We start from the raw sequence: 26,253 nt of genomic DNA, 5'->3' as shown, positions 1-26,253 counted from the left end.
CTCGGGTCACCCGTCCGGCGAGCGCGCGGCAATCAGTCGATCGTTGACGCGACGCAGGATCGTGGCCAGCACAATGGGCAGAATCGCCACGTAGGCCTCGTCCACGATGTACTCGTGGAAGAACCAGTAGGGGAGCATGATCGTCAGATAGATCATCACTCCGCGCGCCGTGGCGATCATCCACGGATCGGCCTCGGAGCGGATGACCTTGAACAGGTCGCGGAAGCTCACCAGGAAAATCAGCGCGTAGAACACGATTCCGAGGATGCCGTTCTCGGCCATGATGCGGATGTAGGCGTTGTGAACCGCCACGTTCTGCGGCATTTCCAGGGCGCCGACCTCCCAACGCACCGACTCCCAGGGCACGACGAAGCGTTGCATGAACTCCCAGCTGCGGCCGTTGTACATCCCCGGACCGATGCCCAGCAGCGGGTTCTCGAGAAACGCCATGAAGCCGTTGTAGCCGAAGTAGATCCGGTCCTTATAGGTACCGCCGGTCTCGAAGCGCATCCGCGCCTCGACTGCATCGTTGATCTGTTCGGGAATCAGCAGCACCAACACGAAGGAGAACAGCAGACCTATGCTCAAGGTATAAAAGATCGCCTTATAGGCCAACTCTCGACGGCGCTCGGTAAGGAAGTAGATCAGGAACAGCAGGAAGACCATGCCGTAGGCCGCGCGGGTAAAGCTGACCAAAATCGCCAGCGCGTGTAGAGACAACACCAGCAGCCACATCCCGCGGCGCTGCATGGCCTGGCTGTAGAAGTAGCACAGCGCCAGGGCCATGGGCAGCATCACGAACATCGCGTATCGCGGACCGGACTCGAAGGTCCCCGAGGCGCGGAAAATCCCCTGTACGGCGTAGGCCTTGACCACGCCCATGCCGAACACGCCGAAGTAATACGATGGGAAAAATTTGACCGACACCAAGCTCTGCAATACTCCCAGCAGCGACTCGGCGATGCCCCAGGCCACGAGGATCTTCACCGCGGTGCGCAGTTTGGAGACATCGTCGATGCACATAATTGCGGCGAAGGCGAACATCAAGGCAAAGATGTACATCCGCAGATAGTGGTAGCCGATGTGCCACTGTCCGCTGTCTGCGATGCTGATCAGGGCCATGAACATGAAGCCCAGGTAGAGCCAGAAGATGCGCTCGTTGATTTTGCGGCGCTCGATCATGCTCGAGAACAGGTAGTAGAGAAAGGCCACCAGGCTCAGGAACGAGACGATCCGCACGCGGTCGCCCAGCAGTCGCATCCAGTGCAGCGGGATAAAGGCCAGCGCTCCGTAGACCACCCAGTACGGCCGCCGCAGCAGCAGCAGCATGCAGATCATGGCGGTGATCAGCCCGACGCCGAACATCACGTTGCGCAGCATCAGCCGGGCGACTACGTAGCCGACGATCAGCGCCACGATGATCTCGAACAACTGTTTGGGCAATGCGTCCTGGACCCAGCGCACCAGCGCCATCAGCGGGTCGAGCACCGCGCGGTCGATCGCTTCGGTCAGGCGCTTGGTCTTCATCGCCCTATTCTACCCACTCGCGGCGTGTTGCAACGCGCCACGAGCTGCAAACCATCGCGCCTGTCGGCCGGGGTCCGCAGAAAGGGATTGATGTTCAACCGCAGGGCCAGCAGGTTCAGCGGCACGCGCAGCAGCTCGCGACCCAGCATCCGCGCGCGATAGACACGATGCCAGCGCGCGGGGTGCAGCACCTCGATGCTCACACGCTGAAAACGCTCGCGCAGATCGTAGCGCAACTCGTCGTCGGTCCACTCGCGCACGTGGCGCAGATCGGCCGGTCCCGCGGCCTGACGGTTGGGAGTCGAAAGCAGCAGCGTGCCCGCGGGCGCGCAGACCCGTTGCAGTTCGTCGAGCAACGCCGCTCCGTCGGGCAGGTGCTCGAGCACATCGGCCGAAGTCAGCAGCCCGGCCGCGTTTGAGCGGATCGGCAGCCGCGCGGCGTCGGCACGGATGAAAGTCGCCCGCATCTCGCGCTGTGCCGCGATCTTGAGCCCGGCCTGGTCCACGTCCGCCGCCACCACGTTGTGTCCGGCCGCGGCGAGCATCGAGCTCAGTCGGCCATCGCCGCAACCCGCGTCCACGCACAGCGCGGGCGCAATTTGCTGCGCCCGACGCACGATCGCCTGATAGCGCGCAGCGAGAAAGGCGTTGTAGGTCCGTGGATCGTCGCCGGTCTCGCGCCAGTGGTAGGCGCCCTTGTGCTCGTAGACCGAGCCTTGCTCCTGCACTTCGTCGGGCCTGTGCACGATGCACGCGTAGCAGTGCATGCTGTCGCCCAGGCCCAGCGCTCCGCTGATCCGCGTCAGCGCCCTGAGCGCCCGCGGTCGTGCGCTCAGCCGCTGGAGCAGCCGCAGCAACGTCGAGGGTCGCCTACGGTCGCGCGCCGCCTCAAGGCTGCGCTCGATGGTGCGCGCGCTGAGGGTCTGATGCCAACGCGTGGGCTCGAACCCCGCGACCTCCAGTGTGCGGCGCAAGGTCTGGGGCGTGAAATGCACTACGTGTCGCGGCAGGTCCAGCGGATACCAGTGGGGTCCGAAGGCCCGGGCCAGCGGTCCGGCCGCGTTGGGCAGGGCCAGGTAGATCACGCCGTGGCGTTTAAGCAGACTGCGTGCGCGGCTGAGCACTGCCAACGGATCGGCCATGTGCTCCAGGCTATGGTGGAAAATCAGCAGGTCGAAACGTTGCTCAAGCCAGCTGTCGGGCAACGCAGCTTGCGGGTCAGCGAAATCGCCGGACCAGATATCGAGCCCGCGCTCCCGGGCGCGCTGCGCCGCGCGTTCGTTGATCTCGATTCCGCAGGCCTGCCAGCCCACAGCGGCCAGCAGCGCGGCGATTCCGCCGGTGCCGCAACCCACGTCGAGTACCCTCCTGCCCTTCCCCGGAAACCAGAAGCGCAGAAATCTGCCGCTGCGTGTCAGGCCGAAGGCTCGCGCCGCGAGCTTGAGCAGCAATCCCTCGTCCGCCACGTTTCGGTGGCGCACCGTGCGCTCGAAATCGATGCGACGCAGCCGTGCACCCAGGGGATTCATCGTGTCCAGCCGTAGCGGCGGCTGCTCGTGGGGTGCGTAGTCCGGGCCGTAGATCAGTTCACGGTCCTCGGGCGCAACTTGCGGATCGGTGCGCATCAGCCCGCAGACCGCGCAGCGCACCACGCGATACCCTGGTCCATCCGGTTGCAGCAGATCCGTCGCCTCGAGGGTCGGAACGCCCCCTTCGCAGCCGCACAATGGACAGGCGCGATGTATCATCCGCGGCCGATGCATCAGCCGACTTCCTCCTTCGCCTTGCCCGGAAGCGTGAGCAGCCGCAACCAGAGCACTACGCTGGCCAGTGCGCGCACCGCCAGCCTGGCCCAGACCGCGCCTATCGCACCGTAGAGGTAAATCAGCGGCGGGGTCAGCGCGATGATAAGCAACGGCCGTCCCACGCTCACCGTATAGTACATTTTGTGCAGCCGGTCCTGGCTGAGGAAGAAGGTCTCAAAATAGATCGTCAACACGCCGATCAGGCTTGATACGATCATCAGGTTGATCAGCGGCAGCGCGTCGACGTACTTGGAGAAGAACAGCGGTACGGCCAGGTTCATCAGCAAACCGTAGGCCAGGCCGACCAGCGCCAGCCCGGGAATCAGCAGCCAAACCCGCCGTCGAACCTTGGAGACCAGCTCCGGGCCCGAACGATTCACCAGCCGCGGGTAGGCCAGCTTGTTGACCAGCGTCCCCAAAATCCTCACCGGGTCGGCCACGGTGAACGCCAGGTGGTAGTTAGCCATTACCACCATGTCGATCACGCTGCCGATGTAGACGCGGTCAAAGCTGTAGGCCAGCACGCCGGGAATTTGGCTCAGGGTCAGGTTGCGGCCAAAGGGGATGAACTCCTCGGAGGTCTCGCGGTTGGCGCTACGCCCCAAGCTGGCGAAGGTCACTATCAGATTCGACGCGGCGCGGCCCGCGAAGTTGGCGGCGAGAATCACCAGGAAGTTGCCCGAGATGAAAATCGCCGCAATGGTCGCAGCCGAGGCAAGGGCCACGGAGCCGACCTGGGCCACGGCGAACCAGCCGAAGCGCTGGCGTCCCTCGAGCCAGGAACGTGCGTCGGCCAGAGGGAAGACCAGCGGAAACAGCGCCGATGCCAGCAGCAGTCCGCAGGCGCGTTGCTCAAATCCGCTGGCCCAGTAGCCGACCGCCATTGCGATCAGCACGCTGCTGCCGATCAATCCAAAGAGCACGCGGATTCGCTGTCCGCGGGCGTAATCGCCCTCGTACCCGCGGGCCACCGAGCGCACCATGGCCGCGGGGAATCCCGGCAGGGTAAAGATCACCAGCAACGAGCAGACGGCCTGGACCCAGCCGTAGAGGCCGTAGGTCTCCTTGGGCACGAAGTTGGCAAAGCACAGCGTCACACACAGTTGGATCATCGCCACCAGCACGTAGTCGGCCATCAGCGCCGAACTGCCGCCCAGCCAGTAACCCAGGTCGATGTTCAGCCTGCGCGATAGCCGTTTCACAACATGCGCTCCAGCAGCGCGCCCAGCTCGTCGGCGTAACGCTCAAGGTGCAGTCCGTCCTCGACCAGAGCGCGTCCGGCTGCTCCCAGGTCGCGACGTAGCGATGGATCTCGGTCAAGCCGCTCCACGGCGCGTGCCAGACTCTGGGCGTTGCCTGGCTCCACCAACAACGCGTGGCGTTCGTGCACCACGCCGTAACCGCTCTCAAGGGGTGCGGTGCGCGAGACGATCACCGCCTTGGCCCGCGCCAGGCTGTACAGCAGGCTGATCTGCGCCGCGGTGTAATCATTGGGCACGATCGGCAAGATCACCATCCGCGCCTGCTCCAGCAGCCGATCGAGCTTTGCAAAGGGGATCGGTCCGGGGATGTACTCGACGTTTGGCGGCAGCGCCAGTCCGCGCACGAACTCGGGATAGGTCACCAGCCGCACCGGACCCGAATATCCCTCAAGGGCCCGCAGCAGAGTCGGCCAGTCGCGACGGCGGTCGTTGCCAAACGCCAGTGCCGGGCCGTCGGCCACGGGGTCTGCTGGTTTGTGGCGCCCCAGGTCCACGCCGAAGCGCACGAAGTGTACGTTGCGCGGGTCGAGGCCCAGGCGCTCGATCAAACTCGCGCGCTCGGTCTGTGAGTAGCAGACCACACAGCGCGCCCGCCGCAGCAACGAACCGCTGATACTCTGCACAACGCGTCCGGGCCGTTGCGCCAATCCCGCGGCCAGGCCGATCGAGCCTGCGAGCAGCGGAGTGTCGATTTGCAAACTACGCATCACGGCCAGCGCGCCCAGGGCCGCGGCATCGCCCGTGGCGAAGATCGCGTCCGCCGCGGCCAACCGATCACGCAGACGCCAGGCCTGGGGCACGTTGAATCCCACGCGCACGCCGCGCTGGGAAAAGCGGTCCTCAGCCAGCCTGCTCCAGGCGCGCGAGACCAATCCGGGCCGAAACCCGTCGTCAGTGCAGTCCAGCTCCCAGCCGCGGCGTTCCAATTCCAGCGCGCCATAGGCCAGCTCGCCCGGGGCTGCGCCGCGCCTGATCAGCTCGAGCAGCTCGAGCCGCGGCCGATTGAACAACATTGCCAACCTAGGCATGGGATGTGCGTGAATCCAACATCTGTTTGAGCAGCTGCTCTTCGCGGTCAAGTATCGCTTGCAGGTCGTACTCGTTCTCGGCCTTGTGGCGCGCGGCGCGGCCCAGACGCTGCGCCAGCTCGCTATCGGCGATCAGTCGGCCGATCTTGTCGGCCAGATCCGCGGGATTCTCGGCGCACAGCAGCCCATCCGCCTCGTGCTCGATCACGTCCCGCGTGCCCAGCACGTCGGTGGCCACGCACGGCAGACCGCTGGCCATGGCCTCGACCAGCGTCTTGGGATGCCCCTCGATCTTGCTGGGCAGACAGAACAGGTCGGCCCGGCCATATACCTGTGGCAGCTCGGCGTGGGGCACGATTCCCAACAGGGTCAGCCGCACATCGCGACTTTCGGCCAGGGCCAGCAGCTCCGCGCGCTGCGGACCATCGCCGGCCACTACCAACTCGGCGCGACCCTTGAGCAGGGCCAAGGCCTCGACCAGCAGCCCGAGGTTCTTCTGCGGCACGATCCGTCCCACGTACAGCACCTGCGCCGGCTCGCGCTTGATCCGATAGTCGGACTTGGGCTCGAACTTGCTCAGGTCCGCGCCGTTGGGCAGCAGCGCCACAGCCTCGGGCGGCTTGAAGCGCATCACGAAATCGCGCAACGCGGGCGTGGTGACGATCACCTGCCGGGCGAAGCGCAGGCCCAGCCGCTCGATAACGCGTACGATGTAGCTGTACAGCGGCCGTCCCTTGACCTTGGCGAACAGCACATAGCGGTAGCCGTATGTCGCGGCGTACGGCACGCGCCACAGCACTCGCGCGCCGATCGCAGGCAGCGCGCCGCCGATTTGCATCACGCGCAGGGCCGTACAACTCCTGATCTGCGTGCTGCGCAGCAGCGGCAGCAGCGCGCCGTAGACCAAGCCGTAGGTGCGCACGCCGGGCACGACCTCCACGTTGTCGTAGAGCCGCAAACGCTCGTCGGCAGCGTAGGAAAATACCAGTACGCGATCGGCGATCCGCGAGTAGCGCGCCAGGTAGAGATCGACGAAGCGGCCGCGTTGCCCCTCTTGTTCGAGTTTGGCCAGGCTCTCGCCGGAGTTGAGAATCACGCCCAGCACGCGCTGTCGCGGCGGCCGGGCCTGTTTCAACTGCTCGATGATCTGTCGCGCCTGCTTGGCCCAGCTGAAGCGCCGCCGCATGTCGTTCATCGCGTCACGGCCCATCTTCAGCCGCCGTGGCTGATCGGAAAGCAGCTCGACAATCGCCGCGGCCAGGCCGTCCACATCATCGGGATCGATCAGCAGTCCGGTCTTGCCGTTGCACACCACTTCAGGCAGGCCGCCGACGTTGGAGGCGACCACCGGCAGCCCGGCCTGCATCGCCTCGGCCGCGGCCAGGCCGAAACCCTCCATCCGCGAGGGGAGCACGAACAGGCTCGACGCGGCCAGCAGGTTGCCCTTGGTCCGGCCGTCGATGCGTCCCATCACCCGTACGCTGTGATCGATCCCCAGCTCGCGCGCCAGCTCGCGCAGATCGTTCTTCAGATGCATCGAATGCGGCGCGTCACCGGCAATGCAGAGAAAGGCCTGCGGCCGCTGCTGGAGCACTTTGGCAAAGGCTCGCAGCAGGTTCGGCAGGTTCTTGCGCTCGATCATCGCGCCGATGAACAGCACCGGCTCGCGTCCGGCCAGGTCGAGGCGATTGAGCAGCTCAGCGCGTCCCGCCTCGGGCGGATCGAACTCGGGCACGGCGTTGTGGGCAAAAAACGTGCGCCCCGGATCGAGCTCGAAATAGTCGATCGCCTGACGCATCGAGAACTCGCTGGGGGTCCAAATTCGATCGGCGGACGCCAAGGCCCAGCGGTAGACGGCGCGGCGCATGGGACTCATCGGGTCCACGTGGTGCAGGTGGGCGATCACCGGCGTGCGGGTTAGCCGGGCAACGATCCTCACCGCCGGGCCCACCAGATACGGGTCGCCCATCCGCAGCCAGTCCCAGCGTTCACGCTTGACGAACCACAGCCAAAGCAGTGACACCAGGAACAGCGCGTTGGTCAGCAGCGCGCCGAGCTTAAACTGCCGCCTGATCGGCACGCGGATCAACCTCCAGCCGGGCGCCGGGTCGCACTCGAGGTTGATCGCCAGCACCACCAGCACCCGCCATCCTGACTCGGCCAGGGCTTTGAGGTTGGCGCGGTCGAACGCGCCGCCGCCGTAGATCGTCTCGCGGCTCAGTCCGAGAACTGGCGCGCAGATCCGCGGAGCGGCGTTAGAATCAGTTGTCTTTTCGTCGGGCATGATAGGTCCTCAACAGCTGATAATACTGTAAAAGGCCGTCCAGGGACCCTGCTGCGTCAAAGCGGGCTCCCAGATCCCTTGCAGCGGCCTCGCCCAAGCTCTGAGCCAGCTTTGCATCTTCGGCCAGCCGGAGCATCGCGTCGGCCAACGCCTGGGGGTCGCCGCGCGGAACGAGCAGTCCGTTGCGGTCGTGGATCAGGGCCTCGGGATTGCCTCCCACATCGCTGGCGATCACCGGCCGCGAGTGGCCGGCGGCCTCGAGCAGCACGCGCGAGAGCGGCTCCTGCCAGACCGATGGCAGCAGCACCGCTCGGCAGCCGCAATACAGCGCGTCGAGCTTCTCGGGCGGCACGCGACCGAGCATTTTGATTGCTCCCTGGTCGGCTTGATCGATCAGCCATTCCACGTCTCCGGCCACGGCGATCGTGAAGTCCGCGGGCAGCCGGTCGAGCATCTGCGAGGCGCTGACCACGGTCTGCGCTCCCTTGCCGCGACTGAAGCGGCCCACGAACAGGAAGTAACGATCGCGTCTTAAGCCGAATCCTTCGAGCAGTGCGTCCAGCTCCCGGGCTTCGATGGACTCGTTCGACAGGTCGGGCGGCAGGTTGTAGATCACGCGGTGGCTCTTGCCCATGGCCGCGGTGCGCAGGCAGTGACGCGCCATGTTGCGGCTGACGAACACCGTGCCGTCGGCCTCGCCCAGGGCCAGTCGCCGCAGTCGGGTGTCGCGCCATTCCAAACGGCGTTGCGCGTTGCGCCAAATGCGCCTGAGCAACCCCGGTCGTGGCCGTGCGTAAGCTCGCTCGTAGTCACGCAAACACGCGCGGAATTTTTTCGCGTCGCACGGCAGGTCCACGTCGCGTTGCTCGTGCAGACAAAAGCTGATCGGACAGATGTAGCGAAAATCGCGCACCGTAACCACAACGGGCAGGCTCAGCCTGCGACCGAGCAGTACCGCGGGCAGGGACGAATAGACGTTTTGGGCGTGTATCACCTGCGGCCTGATCGCCCGCAAGACCTTCAGCGCGCGGCGGTAGTAGCGCCAATAGAACCACGGATTTCCCATTGTGCGCGGCGGATGAATCCGTCCTTTGAGCCGCGGGCCGAGGTGCAGCCGGCAGACCAGCACGCCGTCCTCGTCCACGCAGCCGGGCTTTAGTCCGTGGGCCGGCGCGATCACCAGCACACCCTCGCCGCGCACTGCCAGCGCCTGGGCCAAGCGTTGGGTCGAGCGTTCTGCTCCGCCTGGAACGTGCGGCGGGTAGTAGTCGCACAGCAGCGCCACGGTCGGAGTGCGTCCCGGATGCTTCCAGAAGCCGAAAACGTTTGGGTAGCCCGCCTCGCGGCTGCCGCGATAGCGGCCGTAGTTGATCGCCAGGCGGCGTAACGGCGCGTAGAGCAGCGCCCTGAGCTGACCGCGCAGGCCGCGGCGTTGATAGACGCCGGTCACGAACAGCAGGTAGAACCAGTCCCAGCCCGTGCCGACCACCGCGTCGATCAGCAGCCGATGCATGGCGAACAGCCGTACCTCGGCGCCGAACAGGCAGCGCGGCAGGGTCTCACGATGAAAGCGGTTGTACAGCTCCCGCGGCGACTCGTTGTGCGAATGGTAGACGCAGGCGTCGGGCCGGTAGATCACCTTCAGCCCGGCGGCGCGCACCTCGCGCGCCCACAGCACGTCCTCGCTGCCGCTGAGTTCCTCGTCAAATGGAATCTCGTCCCAGACGCTGCGGCGCCAGGCGGCGTTGGCGTTGGAGTAGCCCAGGGCGTCCTCGTCGCGAACCTCGAACACCGTGGTGTGATAGCGTCGGCGCATGCCTCGTCGGTCAAAGGGATTGGCCCCGGGCAACGGCACGGTCTTGCCGACCACGCCGGCGACCCGTTCGTCGGCAAACGGCGCGATCATGTTACGCAGCCAATGGCGGTCAAAGGGGTAGGCGTGGGCGGAGAGCGCCACGCAGAACTGCGCCTGGCTGACGCGTACGCCCTCGTTTAGCGCGCGGCCGTAGGTGAACTCCTGCGGGCTGATCCGCACAACACGGCAGGGGAATTTTCGCACGATCTCGAGGGTCGAATCGGTGGAGCCCGAGTCGACGATCACCACCTCGAACGAGACGCCGAGCTGTTCGTAGATCAGCTCGAGGCAGCGGCCCACGGCCTGCTCCTCGTTTTTGGTACGTACTATTACCGTGACTTGGGGGCTCGCGTCGGACAAGGGTGTCTGCCCGTCCCGGCTCAGCTCCGGTCCTCCGGCGCAGAGGGCGCCTCGTCCGCGGGCTGCTGCGGCTCGTCCGGAGGCTCGGGGTCAGGCATCCGCGTCAGTAAAAGTTCGTCCACGTAGATCGTCCCGCCGAGCAGCGAAATGTCGCCGGGGTCAAAGCGGCGCAGCCGTACGACCATCCAGGTGACGTCCTCCGGGGCCTGAAAACTCAACTCCAACGGCACCCAGGATCCGTCGTCGGGCTTGACTCGGCTGGCGGAGATAAAGCGTTGGAACCCCGCGGGATGGATTACCTCTAGGCCGAGCTCGACCATCGGTGCGAAGTCCTCGCCCTTGATCCAGCCGCGCAGCTCGTAGCGCGCGCCGCCCTCGATCGGCACGCGCTGAAACACGTGATAGTAGTTCTGCGGTCCGGGCATCAGCTTGATCATCAACGAACTGCGCCCCGCGTAGCTCACGGTCTGGGTAAGATCCACAACCACACCGACCTGCGGCAGCACGTGCCAGTCGTGGAACCAGTCGCCGAGCTGATCTTCGAAACCGGGATTGGACAGCAGGTTGTCGCTGTAGTGCTGCGGCGAGGTCCGGCCGCGAAGCTGCGAGGCGATGCGCCAGGCCTCGGCCGCCTCGGCGATCCGTCCGCGGATAAAGAGGATGTCCGATAACTCCCGATAGAGCTTTGGATCCTCGGGCAGTACGTCGGTAACGTGGAAAAATCCTCCGGGCAGCTCCAGCAGTTTGTCGCTGACGTGCGGCACAACGTCCTGGCACAGCATGGCCCGGGAGTAGGCTCCCTTGGCGCGACGCAGGTGTTCTTCGTCGCCCATCATCAGGTTGATGTCGCCAAAATCGAGAATCACCGGCACCTCGGTGGGGCCGATCCAGGCTGCGGCCAGCATCTGTAAAAGTGCCTGCTCGCGCAGCGCAGCCGCGTGGGCGCGATCGATGGTCGCCTTATCCCACAGCGCCCAGGCGCTCCAGCGCAGGGCTGCGGTCTGGCCCAGGTCGAGGCGCGAGGCGCTGCCGTACTCGCGGATCGCCTCGTCGAGCAAAGCGATCTGCGGATCGACCCCCGGTCCCAATGCCAGTCCGAAGACCTCGGCCGCCGTGTCGCTGTTCGGGGGAAAGCTCATCGCCAGCAGGTGCAGCGCCTTGGCTCGGCGATAGTGCGGCTGGGAGTCCAGCGGATTGAGCTGCTGTTGAATCTCGCACAGCCGCGCCAGGTGCAGCAGGTCGTCGGGATTTTCCAACACGGCGCTGCGCGCTGTATGGCGCGCCAGCATGCCCGCCACGTCGGCCGAGGCGCCTGTCAAAGCGCGCAGCACCAGTACCGCGCACAACAACACGCCCAACGCGATCCAACGCTTGCGCCTCATCGGCTGCCGCTCCGGCTGCTGCGACCGCTGTGGCTACTGTGGCTGCTGCGGCTGCTGTGGCTGCTGCGGCTGTGCCGACGCTTGACGCGGATGCTCTCGGCCTCGATCCGCTGGCTGGCAGCGGAGATCGTCAGCCCGAGCAGAATATGGAACTGCAACGCCACGGCCGGCATGCGCCAGGGGAAGTCGAACATCGCGTGGAACACTACCGCCGAGCACCCAACCAGGCCGCCGGTGGCCAGGGCCCGAGCCAGTCGGCTGTGACGCATGGCCAACAGTCGACCGACGGTGAGGAACACCGCGAACAATCCGACGATCCGCGCCAGTACGCCGAGAATCCCGGTCTCGACGCGGTCCTCTAAAAACTCGTTGTGTGCGTGGTCGTAACGCCAGCCGATCTGCGGCGAACGGAAGCGCATGAACACCTGCTCGAACGTCCCGCCGCCGCTGCCAAAAACCGCGAATTCGCTGTACGACTTGGCCGTGTCGCGCCAGACCGCGAAGCGCCCGGTCTCCTCGGTGATCTCCTCGGGCACGTCGCCGATGCGCTGGGCCAGCGGCTGATTGCCGATCCACAACGCGAAGCCCATCGTGCCCAGCAGCAGCACCAGCGTGGCCAAAATCACTGCGCGCCGCGAGCGCACCAGCCCCAGCCCGACGCCGACACAGATAATCGCGATCAGCGCCGCCGCGATCCCGGCCCGCGACAGGCTGGCGATCAGCCCGCCGAGGATCATCAGCGCAGCCACGCAGAGCACGATCACTCGCTCGGGGAAGCCCCACGAGCGCTCGGTCTTGCGGTCCTGGGAACGGATGATGCGGTAGACGATCATCCCGAACGCGGCACCCAGGGCCAGCTCGAGGGCCGCGGCGAAGTGGTTGCGGTTGATGAACGTGCCTGTGGCGCTTTCCAGGTAGTTGTGCTTGGCGTACCACATCACATAGTCGTGGCCGGTGAAGCGCTCGGTCATGCCGTAGACCGCCTGGAACACACCACCGACGATAAACACGATGAACAGCGCCATGATCTGCTTGCGCTTATATACGCCCCGGGCTGCCAGTACCACGCAGGCGGCGCAGGCCGAGCTGAGCAGCAGCGCGCGCACGGTCTGGTCCGGGGCGAGGCTGATGGTGCCGAACAATGCCTCGGAGTTGGCCGCCGCCAAAAAGCCCTCAGACCCGCGCGAGATCAGCCGCAGTAAAAAGCGCGGCAGAGGTATCAGTTGGATCAGGTGGATCGCCGGGATCACGAAGAACGGCGCGAACGTCGCCCGCGGCACCTTGAAAACCGAGGGCGGAAACGCCGGTTGGTCGGCCGGACTGAGCAGGGCGCGCCACATCCAGGCCAGGGCCAGGGCCAGCACCGCGCCGCAGACCAGCTGCCAGTACACACCCTGGATCGAGCCGAAGGGCAGCGGTGCGAGCAGCACCAAGCAGGCCAGCACCCAGACCGTTATCCGGCCCAACTTCTCCTGTTCAGGGGTCGGCTTCGCAGGTCCGGTCTGCTGCTGCGTCTGGGACAATTTGCTCCTCGCGCCGCCGCTCTAGGGCGTCCCGCCGTCCGAGCCGCAGAGCCAGCGCACGGTTGTCTCCAGACCTTGCTCCAGCTCCTGCTCGACCGTGAAGCCCAGCAGCTCGCGCGCCCGCGTCACGTCGGCTCGTGAATGTTTGACGTCGCCCGGGCGTGCGTCCTGGTGCAACGGCTCGACCCGGCGGCCGATGATTCGGCACAGCGTCTCGAGCAGCTCGAGCAGGCTGGTCTGACGGCCCGCGGCGATGTTGATCGCCAGCCCGTCGACTCCTTGGGCGGTCAAAGCCAGCAGGTTGGCCCGCACGACCTCGGCGACAAAGGTGAAGTCGCGCGTCTGCAGGCCGTCGCCGTAGATCGTTGGTTGCTCGCCCGCGGCCACGGCCCGGATGAACTTGGGGATCACCGCCGCGTAGGAGCTCAGCGGATCCTGGCGCGGGCCGAAGACGTTGAAGTAGCGCAGGCTGACAGTCGACAGGCCGTACAGCTCGTAATACAGCCGCATGTAGTGCTCGCCCACCAGCTTGTGCAATGCGTAGGGGCTCAGCGGGTCGGCCAGCTCGGTCTCGATTTTGGGCAGCCGCGGCGTGTCGCCGTAGACCGAGCTCGATCCGGCGAAGACCACCCGCGCCACGCCCGCTGCCCGCGCGGCCTCGAGCAAGGTCAGCGTGCCCACGACGTTGGAACGGTTGGTGCCCAACGGGTCGGCCACGCTGCGCGGAACCGAGGGAATCGCCGCCTGGTGCAGCACGTAGCGCACGCCCTGGACCGCGCGGGACACGGTGTCCGGGTCGCACAGGTCGCCCTGGATTACCTCGGCGCCGGAGGACCAGCCCTCGAGGTTGGCGCGTTTCCCGGTGGAGAAGTTGTCCAGCACGCGCACGCGTTCGCCGCGCTCGACCAGCGCCTGCGCGATGTGGCTGCCGATGAAGCCGCCGGCCCCGGTGACCAGAAACATCTTAGGCCGACGAGCTGGGTGGCGGGGGTTCGGAGTCGCTCGGGCCGCGGCGGCGGGTCGATCGGCGCTTGGAGCGCGACCTGGGGCTCGAATCCTCTCCGGTGTGATAGTAACGATAATAATAGTAGTAGTAGCGGTAGCCCTCGCCCCGCAGATTAAAGTCGTTGAGCACCGCGCCGATGATGTGGCTGCCCACATCGCCCAGCTGATTCTTGGCCTTGATCGCCATATCCAAAGTGGTCTTGCCGGTCTTCACGATCAGCACCACGCCGTCCATGATCCGACTTAGGACCACCGCGTCGGTGACCGCCACAACCGGCGGCGAATCGAACAGCACCAGGTCGAAGCGCTCGTTGAGCAGGTCGACCACCTCCAGCATTTTGGGCGAGCCCAGCAGCTCGGAGGGGTTGGGCGGAATCGGGCCGCACAGCAGCAGGCTGAGGTTGGGAATATCGCTTTGCACCAGCACGTCGTCGAGCTCGGCCTCGCCGACCACTAGGTTGGTCAAGCCCAGGTTCTTTTCCAAACCGAAGGCGCGGTGAATCCGCGGCCGCCGCAAATCCGAGTCGACGATGCAGACCGTCTTGCCGCTCTGGGCGAAGATGATTCCGAGGTTGATCACCGTGGTCGACTTGCCCTCCTGGGGACCGGCGCTGGTGATCAGCAGGTTGCGGAGCTGCTTCTCGGGCGAGCTGAAGATGATGTTGGTGCGAATCGCGCGCAGGCTCTCGGTGATCGAGCTCTTGGGATAGCGGTGGGTAAACAGCTCCTCGCGCACGTTGGCGTCGTCGTCGGTGTCGAAGCTGGGAATCACGCCCAGGAACGGCACCTCCATCCCGTGGTCGATGTCTTCCTGGGTCTTGATCGTGTTGTCCAGGAACTCGAAGAAGAACGCCAGCGAAATTCCGCCGACCAGACCGAACAGCACGGCGAGCATCATGTTCAGCCGCCGCTTGGGACGGATGTGGTCGCGCGGGATCTCGGCGCGATCGACGATCCGCACGTTGTTGGTCTGCAGGTTCTGGGAAATCGCGGTCTCTTTGGAGCGCTGCTGGATCAGGTCCCACAGCTGCTGGTTGCTCTTGGCGTCGCGCTCGAGCACGCGAAAGTCGATCTCCTTCTGGATCAGCTCCAGCGCATCGGTCTTGGACTGCTCCAGCGCCGATTTCATGTCGCGCTCGTTGTTTCGCGCGAGCTTGTAGTCGGCCTCGATCGTACGGATGATCATCTCGAACTGGGCATCGAGCTGCGCGTCGACCAGCTCGAGCTCGGTTTGGTTGCGCACCATCAGCGGATGCTTCTCGAGGTAGCGGTTGGCCAGCTCGCCGCGCTCGCGCTCGAGGGTGAAGCGCTCGGCCGACAGCGACTGCACCAGCGGATCCTTCATTACCGGCGGGAACGCCAGTAGCGTCGTGCGTCCGGCCTGGCGGGCCCGCAACGCCTCGTTGTACAGCCCCTCATCTTTAATGCGCAGGCGTTTGGCGTCGGTCAGCGCGGCCGAGAAATCACTGACTCCCTCGAGCACAACGTTCTGACGCCCCTCGAAGCTGACGATGCCGTACAGCTCCTTGAACTCCTGGAGCTTGGTCTCGGAATCCATCAGCCGGCGGCCCATTTCGGTGGTCTCGTCCTTGAGCCACTCGCGGGCCTCCTTGCTGGCGTTGAGCCGACGTTGGAGATTCTCGTCGCGATAGGTCTCGGCCAGGGCATTGCAGATCCGCGCGGCCTGCACCGAATCGGGATGATCGAAGTGCACCAGCACCAGCTGGCTGTTGGGCATCGGCTGCACGCCGGTCATGCGCACGAAGCTGTTCTCCGGCTCGCGCATCTCGGAGAAAAACGGGTCGGCAGTGCGCAGGCTCATCCGCTCGATCACCTTGGCGGCCATCGCCCGCGAGCGGATGATCAGGAACTGGGTCTGGTAGTACTCTTTGTGCTCCCAGTAGTTGCTGCTGCCCAGGGCGACGATCTCCTTGATCGAGAGCACGTTGGGCGCCTCGGACTCGATCTGCAGCGTACACGTCGCGCGGTAGATCTTGGTCTGCAACAGGCTGATTACCAGCACCACCGCGACCACCACCGTAAAGAAGGCGATCACCGTCCAACGGCGCTTGAACACGATCTTGGCGTAACCCCTGAGGTCGAGTCCGGTCCTGCGCAGCGCCAACTTGAACTCCTACAACACGCTGCGCGGAACGACTACAACGTCGTCCGGAATCAGCGCAAAGTCGGGGTCCTTGCCCCGGCTGATGTCCTTGAGATTGACCATGTACTTGCGCAGCTCGCCGGCCTCGGAGCGGATGATCTGCACGCGCTTGGTCGCCGCGAGCTGGGTGGGGCCGCCGGCCAGACTCACAGCGCGCAGCACGGTCAGGCCGTCGGTCCAGGTCACGCGGCCGGGGGTCTTAACCTCGCCGTAGACAAAGACCTCCTCCCCCTTGGGAACGTAGAGGATGTCGCCGCCGCGAAGTTCCAGGTTGAGCGAGACGTCCCCCTGGTCCAGCAGCTTGGTCGAGTCGATGATGATCGGCTCCACAGTATCGACCACGGCCGCATCGTCGGGCGGCACGGCGTCGGCCGGGCCGGTCTGGCGCACACCGCTGGTGCGCAGCAGCACGTAGTTCTGACCGCCGAGCTCAGTCACTCCGCCGGCGCGGCCGATCAGCTCGAGGATCGTGGTCTCGCCGCGCACCTCGTAATAGCCGGGCTTGGCAACGGCGCCGAGCACGTAGACTTTTTGGGAGTTGTACTCCTTGACCTGCACCTCGACCTGGGGATTGACCAGGAAGTCCCGGCCCAAACTCTCCACGAGCTGGAGTTTGATCTGCTCCGCGGTCAGGCCGCCGGCCTCGAGCTTGCCCACCAGCGGGAAGTCGATGCTGCCGTCGGGGGCCACCTGGTAGGCGCGGCTGAGGTCCTCCTCGTTGAAAATCCAGATCTGCAGCACGTCGCCCGGGCCCACGCGGTAGTCCTGGGCCACGACGGTAAGGCAAAACAGCACTAACATGAAAAACGAGATCACCAGGCCTGTGCGCCGCATCAGAATTTCACAATGGCCCGAAGCGTCCCCACGTGCCTGATCGTAGTGAAGTCAGCAGGGTCGGCTTGGACCTTCTCCTCGAAGCTGTAACCAGCTCCCGCGTAGAGCCAGAAGAGAATTTTGTAGGTTAAATCGGCTCGACCCTGGATAAATGTCTCGTCGCGGGAGACCGGCTCGGAAAAGCCGTTTATCTGATAGCTGGCCCACAGCGTGGAGATCAGTCGCGAGAACCACAGTCGGTTGAACCGTAGGTAGATCTCGTCGGTGACGAAGAAGTTGGTGTCCGTGGCGAAAGCGACACGGTGGTCGTAACCCAGCGCGGCCTTGGTGGTCATGCCCCACTGGGCGCCGAGCTCGGCCTTGGCAAGGTAGTTCTGGTAATTCTCGTTGGCCGCAAAATCGTACATCGCGTAGCCGCCGAGCACGGTCAGCAGCAGATACTCGGTGATCTGGCCGCGGATCCCGCCCGTGCCGTAGTACATCGTGGCGTTGAAGTCGGGGAAGTTCGGATTGTTGCTCATCCCGCCGCCGCCGTTGACCAGCAACGCGGTGCGCGGCAGGAATTTAAAGCGGAACTCCATCTCGCCGCGATGGATCATCCGGTCGTAGATATCGCGACGCCGGTAGGTGTCCCAGGTGTTGGTATAAACGCCGTGAAGGTAGAGGTTGCTGTAAGGCCCTTGGCGATAGCCGAGAAACAGCCGGCCCTCGTTGTGGTTCTGCTCGCCCTGAAGATAGTCGACGAACTGCTCGCTCTGGGTAAACGCCTGCTGGATCAGGAAGCTGTCGGTCAGCCGCAGGAACAACCCCACCGGCGCCTGGTAGCCCAGGCCGCCGCTGATCGTGTGGTTCACCGCGTTGAGTTTGTCGTGGCCCTCGTTGGGATCGTCCATTCCCATGTAGTAGTCGTTATAGAGCTCGTAACCCAGTTCGGCGTCGAACGATGGGACCGCCGTCGCCAGTTTCAGACCGGCCACGGCGTTGAGGATCATGTCCGATTCTTTGGATTGCGGGACCACGGTCTCGTCGATCGGCTTGAAGTCCTGGGGCACGAAGTAGACGTTGTCCGAAAAGCGCATCGCCAATTGAACCGAGGGGGCTAAGGTCATCGCGCCCAGCCGAATTCCCTGGGTCAGGTCGGCGTTGGCCGCCGGGCAGAAGCACACCAGCGCCACGAGCATCACTGCCGCAAACGTGCAGGCCTTCAGGCGCTCATGACTGGTTGAACTTCCCACCAAACCTCCAAAACCTCAGAAACCTAACAATCGATCGAACGCGAGAATCCCTGGGGACTCACCCCGCGGTGTCGTCGTCCCCCGATACTTCCTCGGGTTCGTCCTGTGTCGGCGGCTCTTTGTCGCTGTCGAACGTCGGCGGCAGCGGCGCCGGACTGTCCGATCCCGGCTCGCCGGCAGTCGGATCTTCGCTCGGGGCATTGCCGCTGAACTCCTCGGTCACCTCGGTAAAGCTCTTACCGCTGGCGATCTGTTCACGACACGACTTGATCAGTTCGAGCAGCTCCTCGACACGCTTGCGGTTACGCTCGATGCGGTCGTACTCCGCGCGAGCTTGATCGAGCGCCTTGCGGAAAGCGTAGTCTTTGAGCCTTTCCAGGGCCTTCTCCGAATCGGTGATCGCCGCCTGAATCTCGACAATCCGATCCTCGATGCAGTTGATCGTCTTGGTGTCCTTGGCCCGCCTGGCTGCCTCGAGGTCCTGGCTCTGAGAGCGCAGGGCGGTCTTCATCCAGTTGATTGCAATCTCGGACTTGGAGATCAGGCTTCGCTCATCGTTGGGCTTGTCCTGCGCCAGGGCCGTCCCCGCGGCCAAAAACGATAGGCAGAGAATCGCACATAAAATGACGACCGGTGCGCTACGAGCGGCCATGGTCAACCTCCGTTCGATGCGCTCCCAGAGCGAGGCAGGCCGGGAAACCACCCCAGGGCCGGCCGCCCCGTTATCTATCAATTGCCCACCGCCGTAAAGACGAACGGATAGGTAACTGTCACCGCTCCCCCGTCTTCAGGTGGTGTAAACCGCCATCTGCGCACCATCCGAACGACGCAGCTCTGGACCGACGGGTCGTTGAGCGTAGCGCCGGCCACCGAGGCCGATGAGACCTTGCCGTCGCCGCCGACGGTGAATGTTACGGTGATCTTGCCCGACAACGCCGGGTTCTTCTTGAGTTCGCGCTCGTAGCAAGAGCGGATGCCGCCCATCTTCGAGCGCACGTAGGAACTGATCACGCCGCGGTCGAGCTTGCCCGAGACCGCGCCGACGTTGCCGCCGACCGAACCCTTGACCTGGCGTTCGACCTTTTCGTCGCCGGAGCCGACGTTCTCGGCCCCGCCGCTGCCCAGCGAACCCAGGTTGCCCGCATCGACCGTGCCGCCCGGTCCGCCGCCCTCGCCCTCTTTGCCGCGGCGCACTGTGCCGCCGCGATAGGCCTCAACGCCGCCGATCTGCCCCACTGCATCCTGCAGGTTGCCCAGCCCGTCGCTGCTCATGATCTCGCCGATCGCTCCGCTGGCCGGGCCGTCGCGGGTGATAATCGCCAGCACGCCGACGTTGCGCACGTCGGTCTGCTTGTCGTTGGTTCCGCCCCTATCGCCGCCTGAGCCGCTGCCCGGTCCGCCGGGCTTGGTCTCGGTCTCTTCTTCTTCCTCCTCCTCGGGAGTCATGTCGGGAATCGGCTCGATCGGCCCAGTGTAACGCTCGTATTGGATCTCGGGGCGCCTCGCCTTGGCGTACTCCTGAATCTCGATCTTTTCAACGTAATTGAGGACCAGCCAGTGCAGCAGGGCCGAGACCACCAAGATCACGACGAAGTGCACGTCAAAGCTTTTTAGGAAGCCCTTCCTCAATTCCTTGGGCAGTTCCATGATCGGCGGCTCGTTCTTGACCCGCACTACCTGGAACAGGATCACCGACTCGCCGACCGAAATCTTGCCCTTGGATCTCTCATCGAGCCTGGTGGCGACCGCGTCGCCCTTGCTGCCCTCTTTGGCCAGATCGGCCAAATCGACCATGCCCTGGGACACGCTGTATTTGCCACGCATCGCGCCCAGGAAGCTGGCGGACCATTGGCCCTCGACGCCGTGGAACAATGTATGTTTCTTGGGCAAGCCCTGTTCGAGCAGCACGAAGGTATTGCTCGGATCGGTGCCCACGGTCAGCTTCCGGCCCGGCTTGAGCAGCCGTTCCTCGATGATCTTGCCGTCCTGGACCAGGCCCACCTTGAGCCCGCTTACCATGGTATCGGTATTGCTGCCGACTCCCTTGCCCCCCGGATGCTTGACCGATCCGGAGCTGGGGCTGGTTTTACCTTTGGCGGCCATGGCTTACCTCTATTCCTTCTTCCTTGAATAGGTCTGGTATGTCAGCAGCTGGAAGTCGCCAAACTCTGCCTTGCCGGCCGTAATCATCACCCGCTTAAGCAAACCGTAGGGGATGTCCTTGTCCCCCATCAACATCAGTTTACCGGTGAAACTTGTGCCCTCCATCTGGGCGCGCTCGCGCAGTCGGTCGGTCCGCGTCTTGAGCACTTGGTAGAGCTCGGGGATGATCAGCGGATCCCAGGAGCCGTCCTGGGGCAGCGTACTGCGGCTGTTGACATCGCCGGTGTCGGGCGAGACGTCAACGATCCAGCTGTCGCCCACCAAAATCGCGTTCTTGGCGATCATCACCGACACGGGCTCCTGCGAAGGCAGCTTGTCGTTGATCGACGTGGGCATCGTCAGGTTCTCGCTGGGCGTGATCTGCAATTGGACCGAGTCGTAGGTGCCCAGCAGGAAGCAAAGCAGGATCGTGAACATGTCCATCAGCGAGGTCATCTGGATCTGACGCTCGACGTGCTTAATGCCGATCCTTTTGCGTTTTGTAGCAGCGAAAGCCATAGCCCTAAGTCAACCTCTTCTCGTTGAGACAACCGGGAGGGGATGAAGGTTCTTGCTCATTGCACCGAACCCACGACGATCCCCTTGGCCAGGGTCGCGTTGGGGAACAAGAACTCTTCTTCATCTTTGCCTTCCGGCTTGTAGTACCGCGCGGTGTCCATCACCTTGATTATCGTTTCGTACGAAATCGTGTCTTCAGGCATGAGAATGATGCTGTACTGGTTGAGATACCCCAGCTTGACCTTAATCAGGTTCGCCTTGAACGTATCCCAGTCGTAATCGTCGCCCCAGATCGGTTGGCCCGTCTCGTCGCGCAGTTCCAGACCGTCCGTCCGCATCAGGATCTGCCGTTTCTTGCCGATCATCACGTTCTGCGCCTGCTCGCCCTCACCGCCGACCGCCAGGATTCCGCCCGCGCCGGCGAGGGTCATCCCGTCCTCCAGGATCAGCACGGTCAGCGTCAGCTTCTCCTCGGGCTCGGGGATCGGCTCGTCGGTTGCGACCGCCCTGGCACGTGCCGGCAGACTGGTCTCGATCATCGTCAGCTGCACGAAGGCGGCCGACAGCAGCAGAAACGGAATCAGGATGCACAGCAGGTTCATCATCGGGATCAGATTGATCTCGGCTTCATCTGCTCGCGATCTAGATTTCTGAGACGGCCTTCCCGACATGGAAGCCTCCTAAGGGGCTGTGAGTCCTACTTCCCGTCGGACTGTTTGCTCTGGCGGGCCACCAGCATGTTGATCAGCTTCACCGAGAACTCGTCGATCTCGTCGATGATCCGTACGGTCTTGGTCATCAGAACCGAGTGAGCGACAAGTGCCGGGATGGCGACGATCAAACCGGCCGCCGTGGTATACAGCGCGCGGTAAATGCCCGTCGCCAGCACCTCCTGCTTCTCCTTGGCGTCGGCGTCGGCCACGCCCTGGAAAGCCAGGATGATGCCCATGATCGTACCCAACAGTCCCAGCAGAGTCGAGACGTTGGCGATCATCTGCAGATAGCCCGTTCGTTTTTGCAGCTGTGGCAAGATCTCGAGCGCGGCCTCGTCCACCGCGTCCTGGATCTCGCGTTCGGATCGGTCGTGGCGTTTAAGCCCCGCCTCGATCACCCTGGCCAGAGCTGCATTTTTCGCGGCCTTGCACAATTGTAATGCGCGATCGATGTTGTTGGCGTTGATCAGCTTGGTGACCTGGTTCATGAACGCCGGACCATTGATGTTGTAGCGGAAGAAAATGTAGATCGTCCGCTCGATAATGATCGCAATCGCGAAAATTGAGAAGATCGCGATGACGTACATCGCGGGTCCGCCCGCCTGAAACGGTGCGAACAGAGTGGACTCTTGTTCCATCTCGTCAATCCTCCTGCCTGAAGGCTGGCTTAAGCCCGTTCTCGTTAAGTTCGGGCGCCGAAATGTCCGCGGACGACGGTGCCCCGTCCGCGGCGCTGAGACGCTCTTTATTGCCCCACCCCAAAAGGTCGGGCTCAGCCAACCCGCCAGGTCCTGCCACCATTTGGCGGCCCTGTCGGGAAAACAATTCGCCGTAATCTAGCAGCACGGACGCTGAATATCCAGGTATCCCCGGAGATTTGAACTGGCGTCGAGTGTTGGTGCAAACATTCATCTATGATCTCCGAATTAGAGCTCGTCGCGCTCAAACTCGTAAATGATTAAGTTAACAAAGTCCCGGCTCTTGATCTGCGAGCCGTAATCCAATCCGGCGCGTTGGATGATGTACATCGCCTGCGGCCGCTGGATCTGTCCCTCGATGACCAACGGGTCATAAACCAGGTACGACTGTGCTTGTGCGCGGTTGTCAACGATCGCACAAATTGCCAGCGTCAACAGAAGCCCCAGAGCAATCGCCGTGATCAGCCTGCACATGCCCGCCTCCTGTCTCACTGGACCTCCGGCGGCGTTTCCGGCTGCGCCGGCGGCTCCGCGGGAGGGGTCGGTTCGGCCGGCGGAGGAGCGCTGGCGTTCTGTTCCGCCTTCTTGATCCATTGCTGTACGCGCTCGATGCGCTCTGGATCGCCGGAGCTCATGCTGTAGTAGTTGCGGAAATTCTTCGCCGCCAACTCGGGCTTGCCCAGGTCGTCGGCGTAGAGAATAGCAAGATTGAGGTAGATCCCGGCGTTGCGCGGATCCAGGACCTGGGCCCGCTTGTAGTCGGCCTCGGCGCCGGCAGTATCGCCCAAACGGCGCTTGGCCGCGCCCAGGTTGATCAACGCCTGGGCGTTGGTCGGATCGGCAACGAGCGCCTGTTCGAATGATTGCTTGGCCTTGTTGAAATCGCCGGACCGGGCCAGGGCCACGCCGTAGTTGTTTTGGGCCGCGGAGAACCCCGGTGCGCCATTGGCGGCGCGCTCAAGACTGGGCGTCGCGCGCTCCCAACTGTCGAGCTTGGCCCAGCTCATGCCGATCCAGTACAACAGCAGCGGATCCTGCGGGGCCATCGGCTTGGTGCGGTCGAAGACCTCAAGCGCCAGTCCGACTTTATCTTGGCGGTAGTACATTACGCCCAGGTTGATCCGGGCGGCGATGAACTTGTAGTCCAGGCTAATCGCCTTGCGCAGCGCGCTCTGGGCCTCGCCGTAGTTGCCCACGGCCATCTGCGCCACACCCAGGTTGGTCCAGGCGCCGATATCGTTTGGATTGCGCTGGGTCAGGCTGCGGTAGAATCCCAGGGCCGCGCGGGCGTCTCCGCTGCGGATCTGGACCGCGCCGCTGTTGATCCGGGCCTCGTGGAAATCGGGCAGCAGCGATGTGGCCTGGCGATAGGACGCCAACGCGCCACTGAGGTCGCCGGTGAGCTCGCGGGCCAGACCCAGGTTGTAGTGCGCCTCGGCGCTGTTCGGATTGGCCTGAACCGCACCGGTGAACTGCGCCTTGGCCCCCTGGAAATCGCCGCGTTCCATCATCGCCACGCCCGCGGAGATCAGCTGGTCGGCCGGGCCGCTGGGGATCGTCATTCCGGCACTGGGCATCGTCTCCGGAGTTGCCGCATCGGGCAACTCTCCGGTGGTCGTGTCGGTCGACTGCTTGGCGCAGCCGCTGAATACCGACAGCGTCAGCAGCATTGCCAAGGCCGCCGTGGCCGCCAGTCGCAGCAGGCGGCTCACTGGACGCCTCCCTCGGCCGGGGGCTCGGGCTGTGCCGCAGGCGCGGGCTCGGGCTCCTCCACCGGCGTGGGTATGTTGGAGTTGGCCTCTTTCAGCGGGCCGTAGCTAAGCGGTGTCTGAGCATCGACCAGGCCGAACTGTTCGTACTTCTCCTGAACGATGCCGAAGTCGTAGCGCACCATCATGTCGTAGCTCTTGTCGATCCACTCGTTGCGGAAGCGCGCCTGCTTGCCCTTGTCGACGTTGAGCCGGAACGCCTCCTCCGCCTTCTGCTCGACCGGAGCGGCCTGGTCCTCGAGGATCACGACGTATTGATCTTCCTCTTCGGGACTGAGTCCTTCGGGGATCGGCGCGCCGTACAGCGTATCGGCGAACTCGACGCAAATCGCACCGATGCGATAGATCGCCGCGGTGGCGTACTCGAAGTCGCCGAAGCCCACGATCTCTTGATAGGCGTCGCGCAGGGCCACCCAGCGTCGGGCCTTGTCCTCGAGCAGCCGCTTCATCCGCTGGGCCGGCAGCTCGAGCTTGATCCCGAGATAGCCCTGGTAGTCGGACTCAAGCATGCGGAAGCGAGCCTCGGCGGCCATGTGCCTGCTCTGAGCCGTGGCCTGAGGCTCGATCCGGCGGAAGATGTCCACCGCGTTTTTGAAGTTCTGCTCGGCATCGCGCCGCTTGCCGCGTTCCTGGGCGTAGAGGCCCCGCTTGTAGTAGGCCTCGATCAGCCCGTTGGGCTCTTTGTGCTTGGCGATGAAGCGCGTGTAGGCGGCCTGGGCCGCGGATTTGTTTCCCGCCTCCTCGTTGAGCCGCGCGATGCTGATCGCCAACTCGTTGGAGTCCGGGCTGTCCGGGAAGCGGCTCACGTACTTGGTGTAGATCGCGATCGCCCGGGCGTAGTTCTTGGACTTCTCCTGAATCAACCCGGCGTTGTACAGCGCCTTCTCGGCGTCGGCCGTGTCGGGGTAGGTGTCGAAGTACAGCTCGTAGATCGAGGACGCCTGGTCGAACTCGAGCAGGTCCTCGTTGAGCGCTGCGGCGTGGAACATGTCGTCGCGACTGCGTTCCCAGGCCGGGAACTCGCGTCCGACGCGGACGTACATCTGCGACGCGGAGGCCAGATCTTTGGTTTGGGTCTCGTAGATCAGCGCCGCGTTGTGCAACGCTTTGGGCGCATTGTCCGCACCCGGGTCGTTCGCGGCGATGGCGACGTAGGCCGCGATCGCCTCGCCGTACTTGCCCTGAGAGTTGAGGGTCTCGGCGTTTTTAAACGCCGCGCCCGAGCCGATGGCGCTGAGCACCTCTCGCTCCTCCTGCGACTCGGGAGGAACCTGTTGCTCGACGATCCCCGCCCACTTGGAGAGGTTCACCCAGTCCTGCTCGAAACGGTAGGAATCGAGGATGCGGGCCGAGGCGGCGCGCGCCGCGGCCGTATCGACGTGCTGGTAGACCAGGATCTCGAAGTACTCGCGCGCCTTGACGAACTGTCCGAAGGAGAAGTAGACGTTCCCCGCGCTGAACAGCAGGTTGGGCACGCGCTCGGGATTTTCCGAATCTTGCGGGAACAGCTCGACGTATTTATCAGACGCGTCGACCCAACTCTGCGCCGAGGGCGTCAGCTCGGCCATGGCCGGAGCCTTGGGCTCGATCTCGGAGTCGGGCTCGATCTCGACGTCCTTATAGGGTAGTCCGCCCTCGAGCTCGACCTGTTGTTCCCAGGATTTGACCAGCGAAAACGCCGACTCCTTGTAGTATTCTCCCGCGGGGTAGCGCAGCAGTCGCTGATACTCCTCGGCCGCCTCGGGGTAGCGCTCGGAGAAGAACAGCGACTCGGCCAAGTTGACCTGCGCCTCGTAGGTCTTCTCGCTCTCGGGATAGACCTCGAGGAATACCCGGTAGCTCTCGATCGCCTGGGCGTACTCGGCCTTGGCCGTGGTCATGTCGCCGTCCTTTTGGGCGAACTGCGCGCGCTCGTGATGGGTCGTGGCCGAGCCGTAGACCCCGAGCTCAAGCACCTCCAGGGCGCGGTTCTGCGCGGTGGGACGCAGCTGGTTGGACTCCCACCACTGGGTCCCGGGGCCGATCTTGTCCGGGAGCATGCCGCCGACGCGGATCGCGTTGGTGATGTCGCGGTCGCGCTCAAAGGCCTCCATCGTGCGGCTGTAGGCGTCCGGGACTTTGGGGTCGTCCGGATACATCGCGACGGCC

General features: G+C 64.2%; 20 protein-coding genes. All 20 read right to left on the bottom strand.

The annotated features are described in order from the left end of the window. Window positions 1-6: 6 nt before the first annotated feature. On the bottom strand, window positions 7-1,527 hold the full coding sequence (locus tag P9M14_17970) for an O-antigen ligase family protein (protein ID MDP8257639.1): 1,521 nt from the start codon (window positions 1,525-1,527) through the stop codon (window positions 7-9). Beyond that, complete coding sequence (locus tag P9M14_17965; GenBank protein ID MDP8257638.1) at window positions 1,524-3,290, bottom strand: methyltransferase domain-containing protein; 1,767 nt, start codon at window positions 3,288-3,290, stop codon at window positions 1,524-1,526. Before P9M14_17965 ends, P9M14_17970 begins: the two co-directional genes overlap by 4 nt. Then, the gene (locus P9M14_17960; GenBank protein MDP8257637.1) at window positions 3,290-4,534 is read right to left on the bottom strand and encodes an oligosaccharide flippase family protein; all 1,245 of its coding nucleotides are present in this window, start codon (window positions 4,532-4,534) and stop codon (window positions 3,290-3,292) included. The genes P9M14_17965 and P9M14_17960 overlap by 1 nt, the downstream gene beginning before the upstream one ends. After that, complete coding sequence (locus tag P9M14_17955; protein ID MDP8257636.1) at window positions 4,531-5,607, bottom strand: glycosyltransferase; 1,077 nt, start codon at window positions 5,605-5,607, stop codon at window positions 4,531-4,533. Before P9M14_17955 ends, P9M14_17960 begins: the two co-directional genes overlap by 4 nt. Window positions 5,608-5,614: 7 nt before the next feature. Continuing rightward, complete coding sequence (locus P9M14_17950; GenBank protein MDP8257635.1) at window positions 5,615-7,906, bottom strand: glycosyltransferase family 4 protein; 2,292 nt, start codon at window positions 7,904-7,906, stop codon at window positions 5,615-5,617. Further along, window positions 7,884-10,121, bottom strand: a complete 2,238-nt coding sequence (locus tag P9M14_17945; protein MDP8257634.1) for a glycosyltransferase — start codon at window positions 10,119-10,121, stop codon at window positions 7,884-7,886. The genes P9M14_17950 and P9M14_17945 overlap by 23 nt, the downstream gene beginning before the upstream one ends. Before the next feature lie 20 nt (window positions 10,122-10,141). Beyond that, window positions 10,142-11,503, bottom strand: coding sequence for a hypothetical protein (locus tag P9M14_17940; GenBank protein MDP8257633.1), 1,362 nt, complete (start codon window positions 11,501-11,503; stop codon window positions 10,142-10,144). Next, window positions 11,500-13,026, bottom strand: coding sequence for an O-antigen ligase family protein (locus P9M14_17935; GenBank protein MDP8257632.1), 1,527 nt, complete (start codon window positions 13,024-13,026; stop codon window positions 11,500-11,502). The genes P9M14_17940 and P9M14_17935 overlap by 4 nt, the downstream gene beginning before the upstream one ends. A 21-nt stretch (window positions 13,027-13,047) precedes the next feature. Then, complete coding sequence (locus tag P9M14_17930) at window positions 13,048-13,989, bottom strand: NAD-dependent epimerase/dehydratase family protein (protein ID MDP8257631.1); 942 nt, start codon at window positions 13,987-13,989, stop codon at window positions 13,048-13,050. Between the two features lies 1 nt (window position 13,990). Continuing rightward, window positions 13,991-16,156, bottom strand: a complete 2,166-nt coding sequence (locus P9M14_17925; GenBank protein ID MDP8257630.1) for a polysaccharide biosynthesis tyrosine autokinase — start codon at window positions 16,154-16,156, stop codon at window positions 13,991-13,993. Window positions 16,157-16,165: 9 nt separating this feature from the next. Continuing rightward, window positions 16,166-17,029 carry an SLBB domain-containing protein gene (locus tag P9M14_17920; protein ID MDP8257629.1) on the bottom strand — a complete coding sequence of 288 codons (864 nt, stop codon included), beginning with the start codon at window positions 17,027-17,029 and terminating at the stop codon, window positions 16,166-16,168. Then, entirely contained in the window at window positions 17,029-18,264 is a 1,236-nt protein-coding gene (locus P9M14_17915) for a hypothetical protein (GenBank protein MDP8257628.1), read from the bottom strand. The genes P9M14_17920 and P9M14_17915 overlap by 1 nt, the downstream gene beginning before the upstream one ends. A 58-nt stretch (window positions 18,265-18,322) precedes the next feature. After that, window positions 18,323-18,916: a hypothetical protein gene (locus tag P9M14_17910; GenBank protein MDP8257627.1), complete on the bottom strand. Its 594-nt coding sequence runs from the start codon at window positions 18,914-18,916 to the stop codon at window positions 18,323-18,325. Between the two features lie 77 nt (window positions 18,917-18,993). Beyond that, window positions 18,994-20,367 (bottom strand): AgmX/PglI C-terminal domain-containing protein, encoded by a 1,374-nt coding sequence (locus P9M14_17905; GenBank protein ID MDP8257626.1) that lies wholly within the window; start codon window positions 20,365-20,367, stop codon window positions 18,994-18,996. 9 nt (window positions 20,368-20,376) lie between these two features. After that, window positions 20,377-20,925, bottom strand: coding sequence for a biopolymer transporter ExbD (locus tag P9M14_17900; GenBank protein ID MDP8257625.1), 549 nt, complete (start codon window positions 20,923-20,925; stop codon window positions 20,377-20,379). Window positions 20,926-20,981: 56 nt separating this feature from the next. Further along, window positions 20,982-21,596, bottom strand: coding sequence for a biopolymer transporter ExbD (locus tag P9M14_17895; protein MDP8257624.1), 615 nt, complete (start codon window positions 21,594-21,596; stop codon window positions 20,982-20,984). A 26-nt stretch (window positions 21,597-21,622) separates the two neighbouring features. Next, on the bottom strand, window positions 21,623-22,276 hold the full coding sequence (locus P9M14_17890) for a MotA/TolQ/ExbB proton channel family protein (protein MDP8257623.1): 654 nt from the start codon (window positions 22,274-22,276) through the stop codon (window positions 21,623-21,625). Between the two features lie 288 nt (window positions 22,277-22,564). After that, window positions 22,565-22,828, bottom strand: coding sequence for a hypothetical protein (locus tag P9M14_17885; protein ID MDP8257622.1), 264 nt, complete (start codon window positions 22,826-22,828; stop codon window positions 22,565-22,567). Continuing rightward, entirely contained in the window at window positions 22,825-24,048 is a 1,224-nt protein-coding gene (locus P9M14_17880) for a tetratricopeptide repeat protein (protein ID MDP8257621.1), read from the bottom strand. Before P9M14_17880 ends, P9M14_17885 begins: the two co-directional genes overlap by 4 nt. After that, the coding region (locus tag P9M14_17875) for a tetratricopeptide repeat protein (protein ID MDP8257620.1) at window positions 24,045-26,253 on the bottom strand (2,209 nt) is incomplete at its 5' end. The genes P9M14_17880 and P9M14_17875, both read right to left, overlap by 4 nt.

This window comes from Candidatus Alcyoniella australis, assembly GCA_030765605.1.
GTDB classification, from domain to species: domain Bacteria; phylum Lernaellota; class Lernaellaia; order JAVCCG01; family Alcyoniellaceae; genus Alcyoniella; species Alcyoniella australis.
Note: the sequence above shows the minus strand (reverse complement) of the source record. Positions and strands in the feature narration are given on the sequence as shown.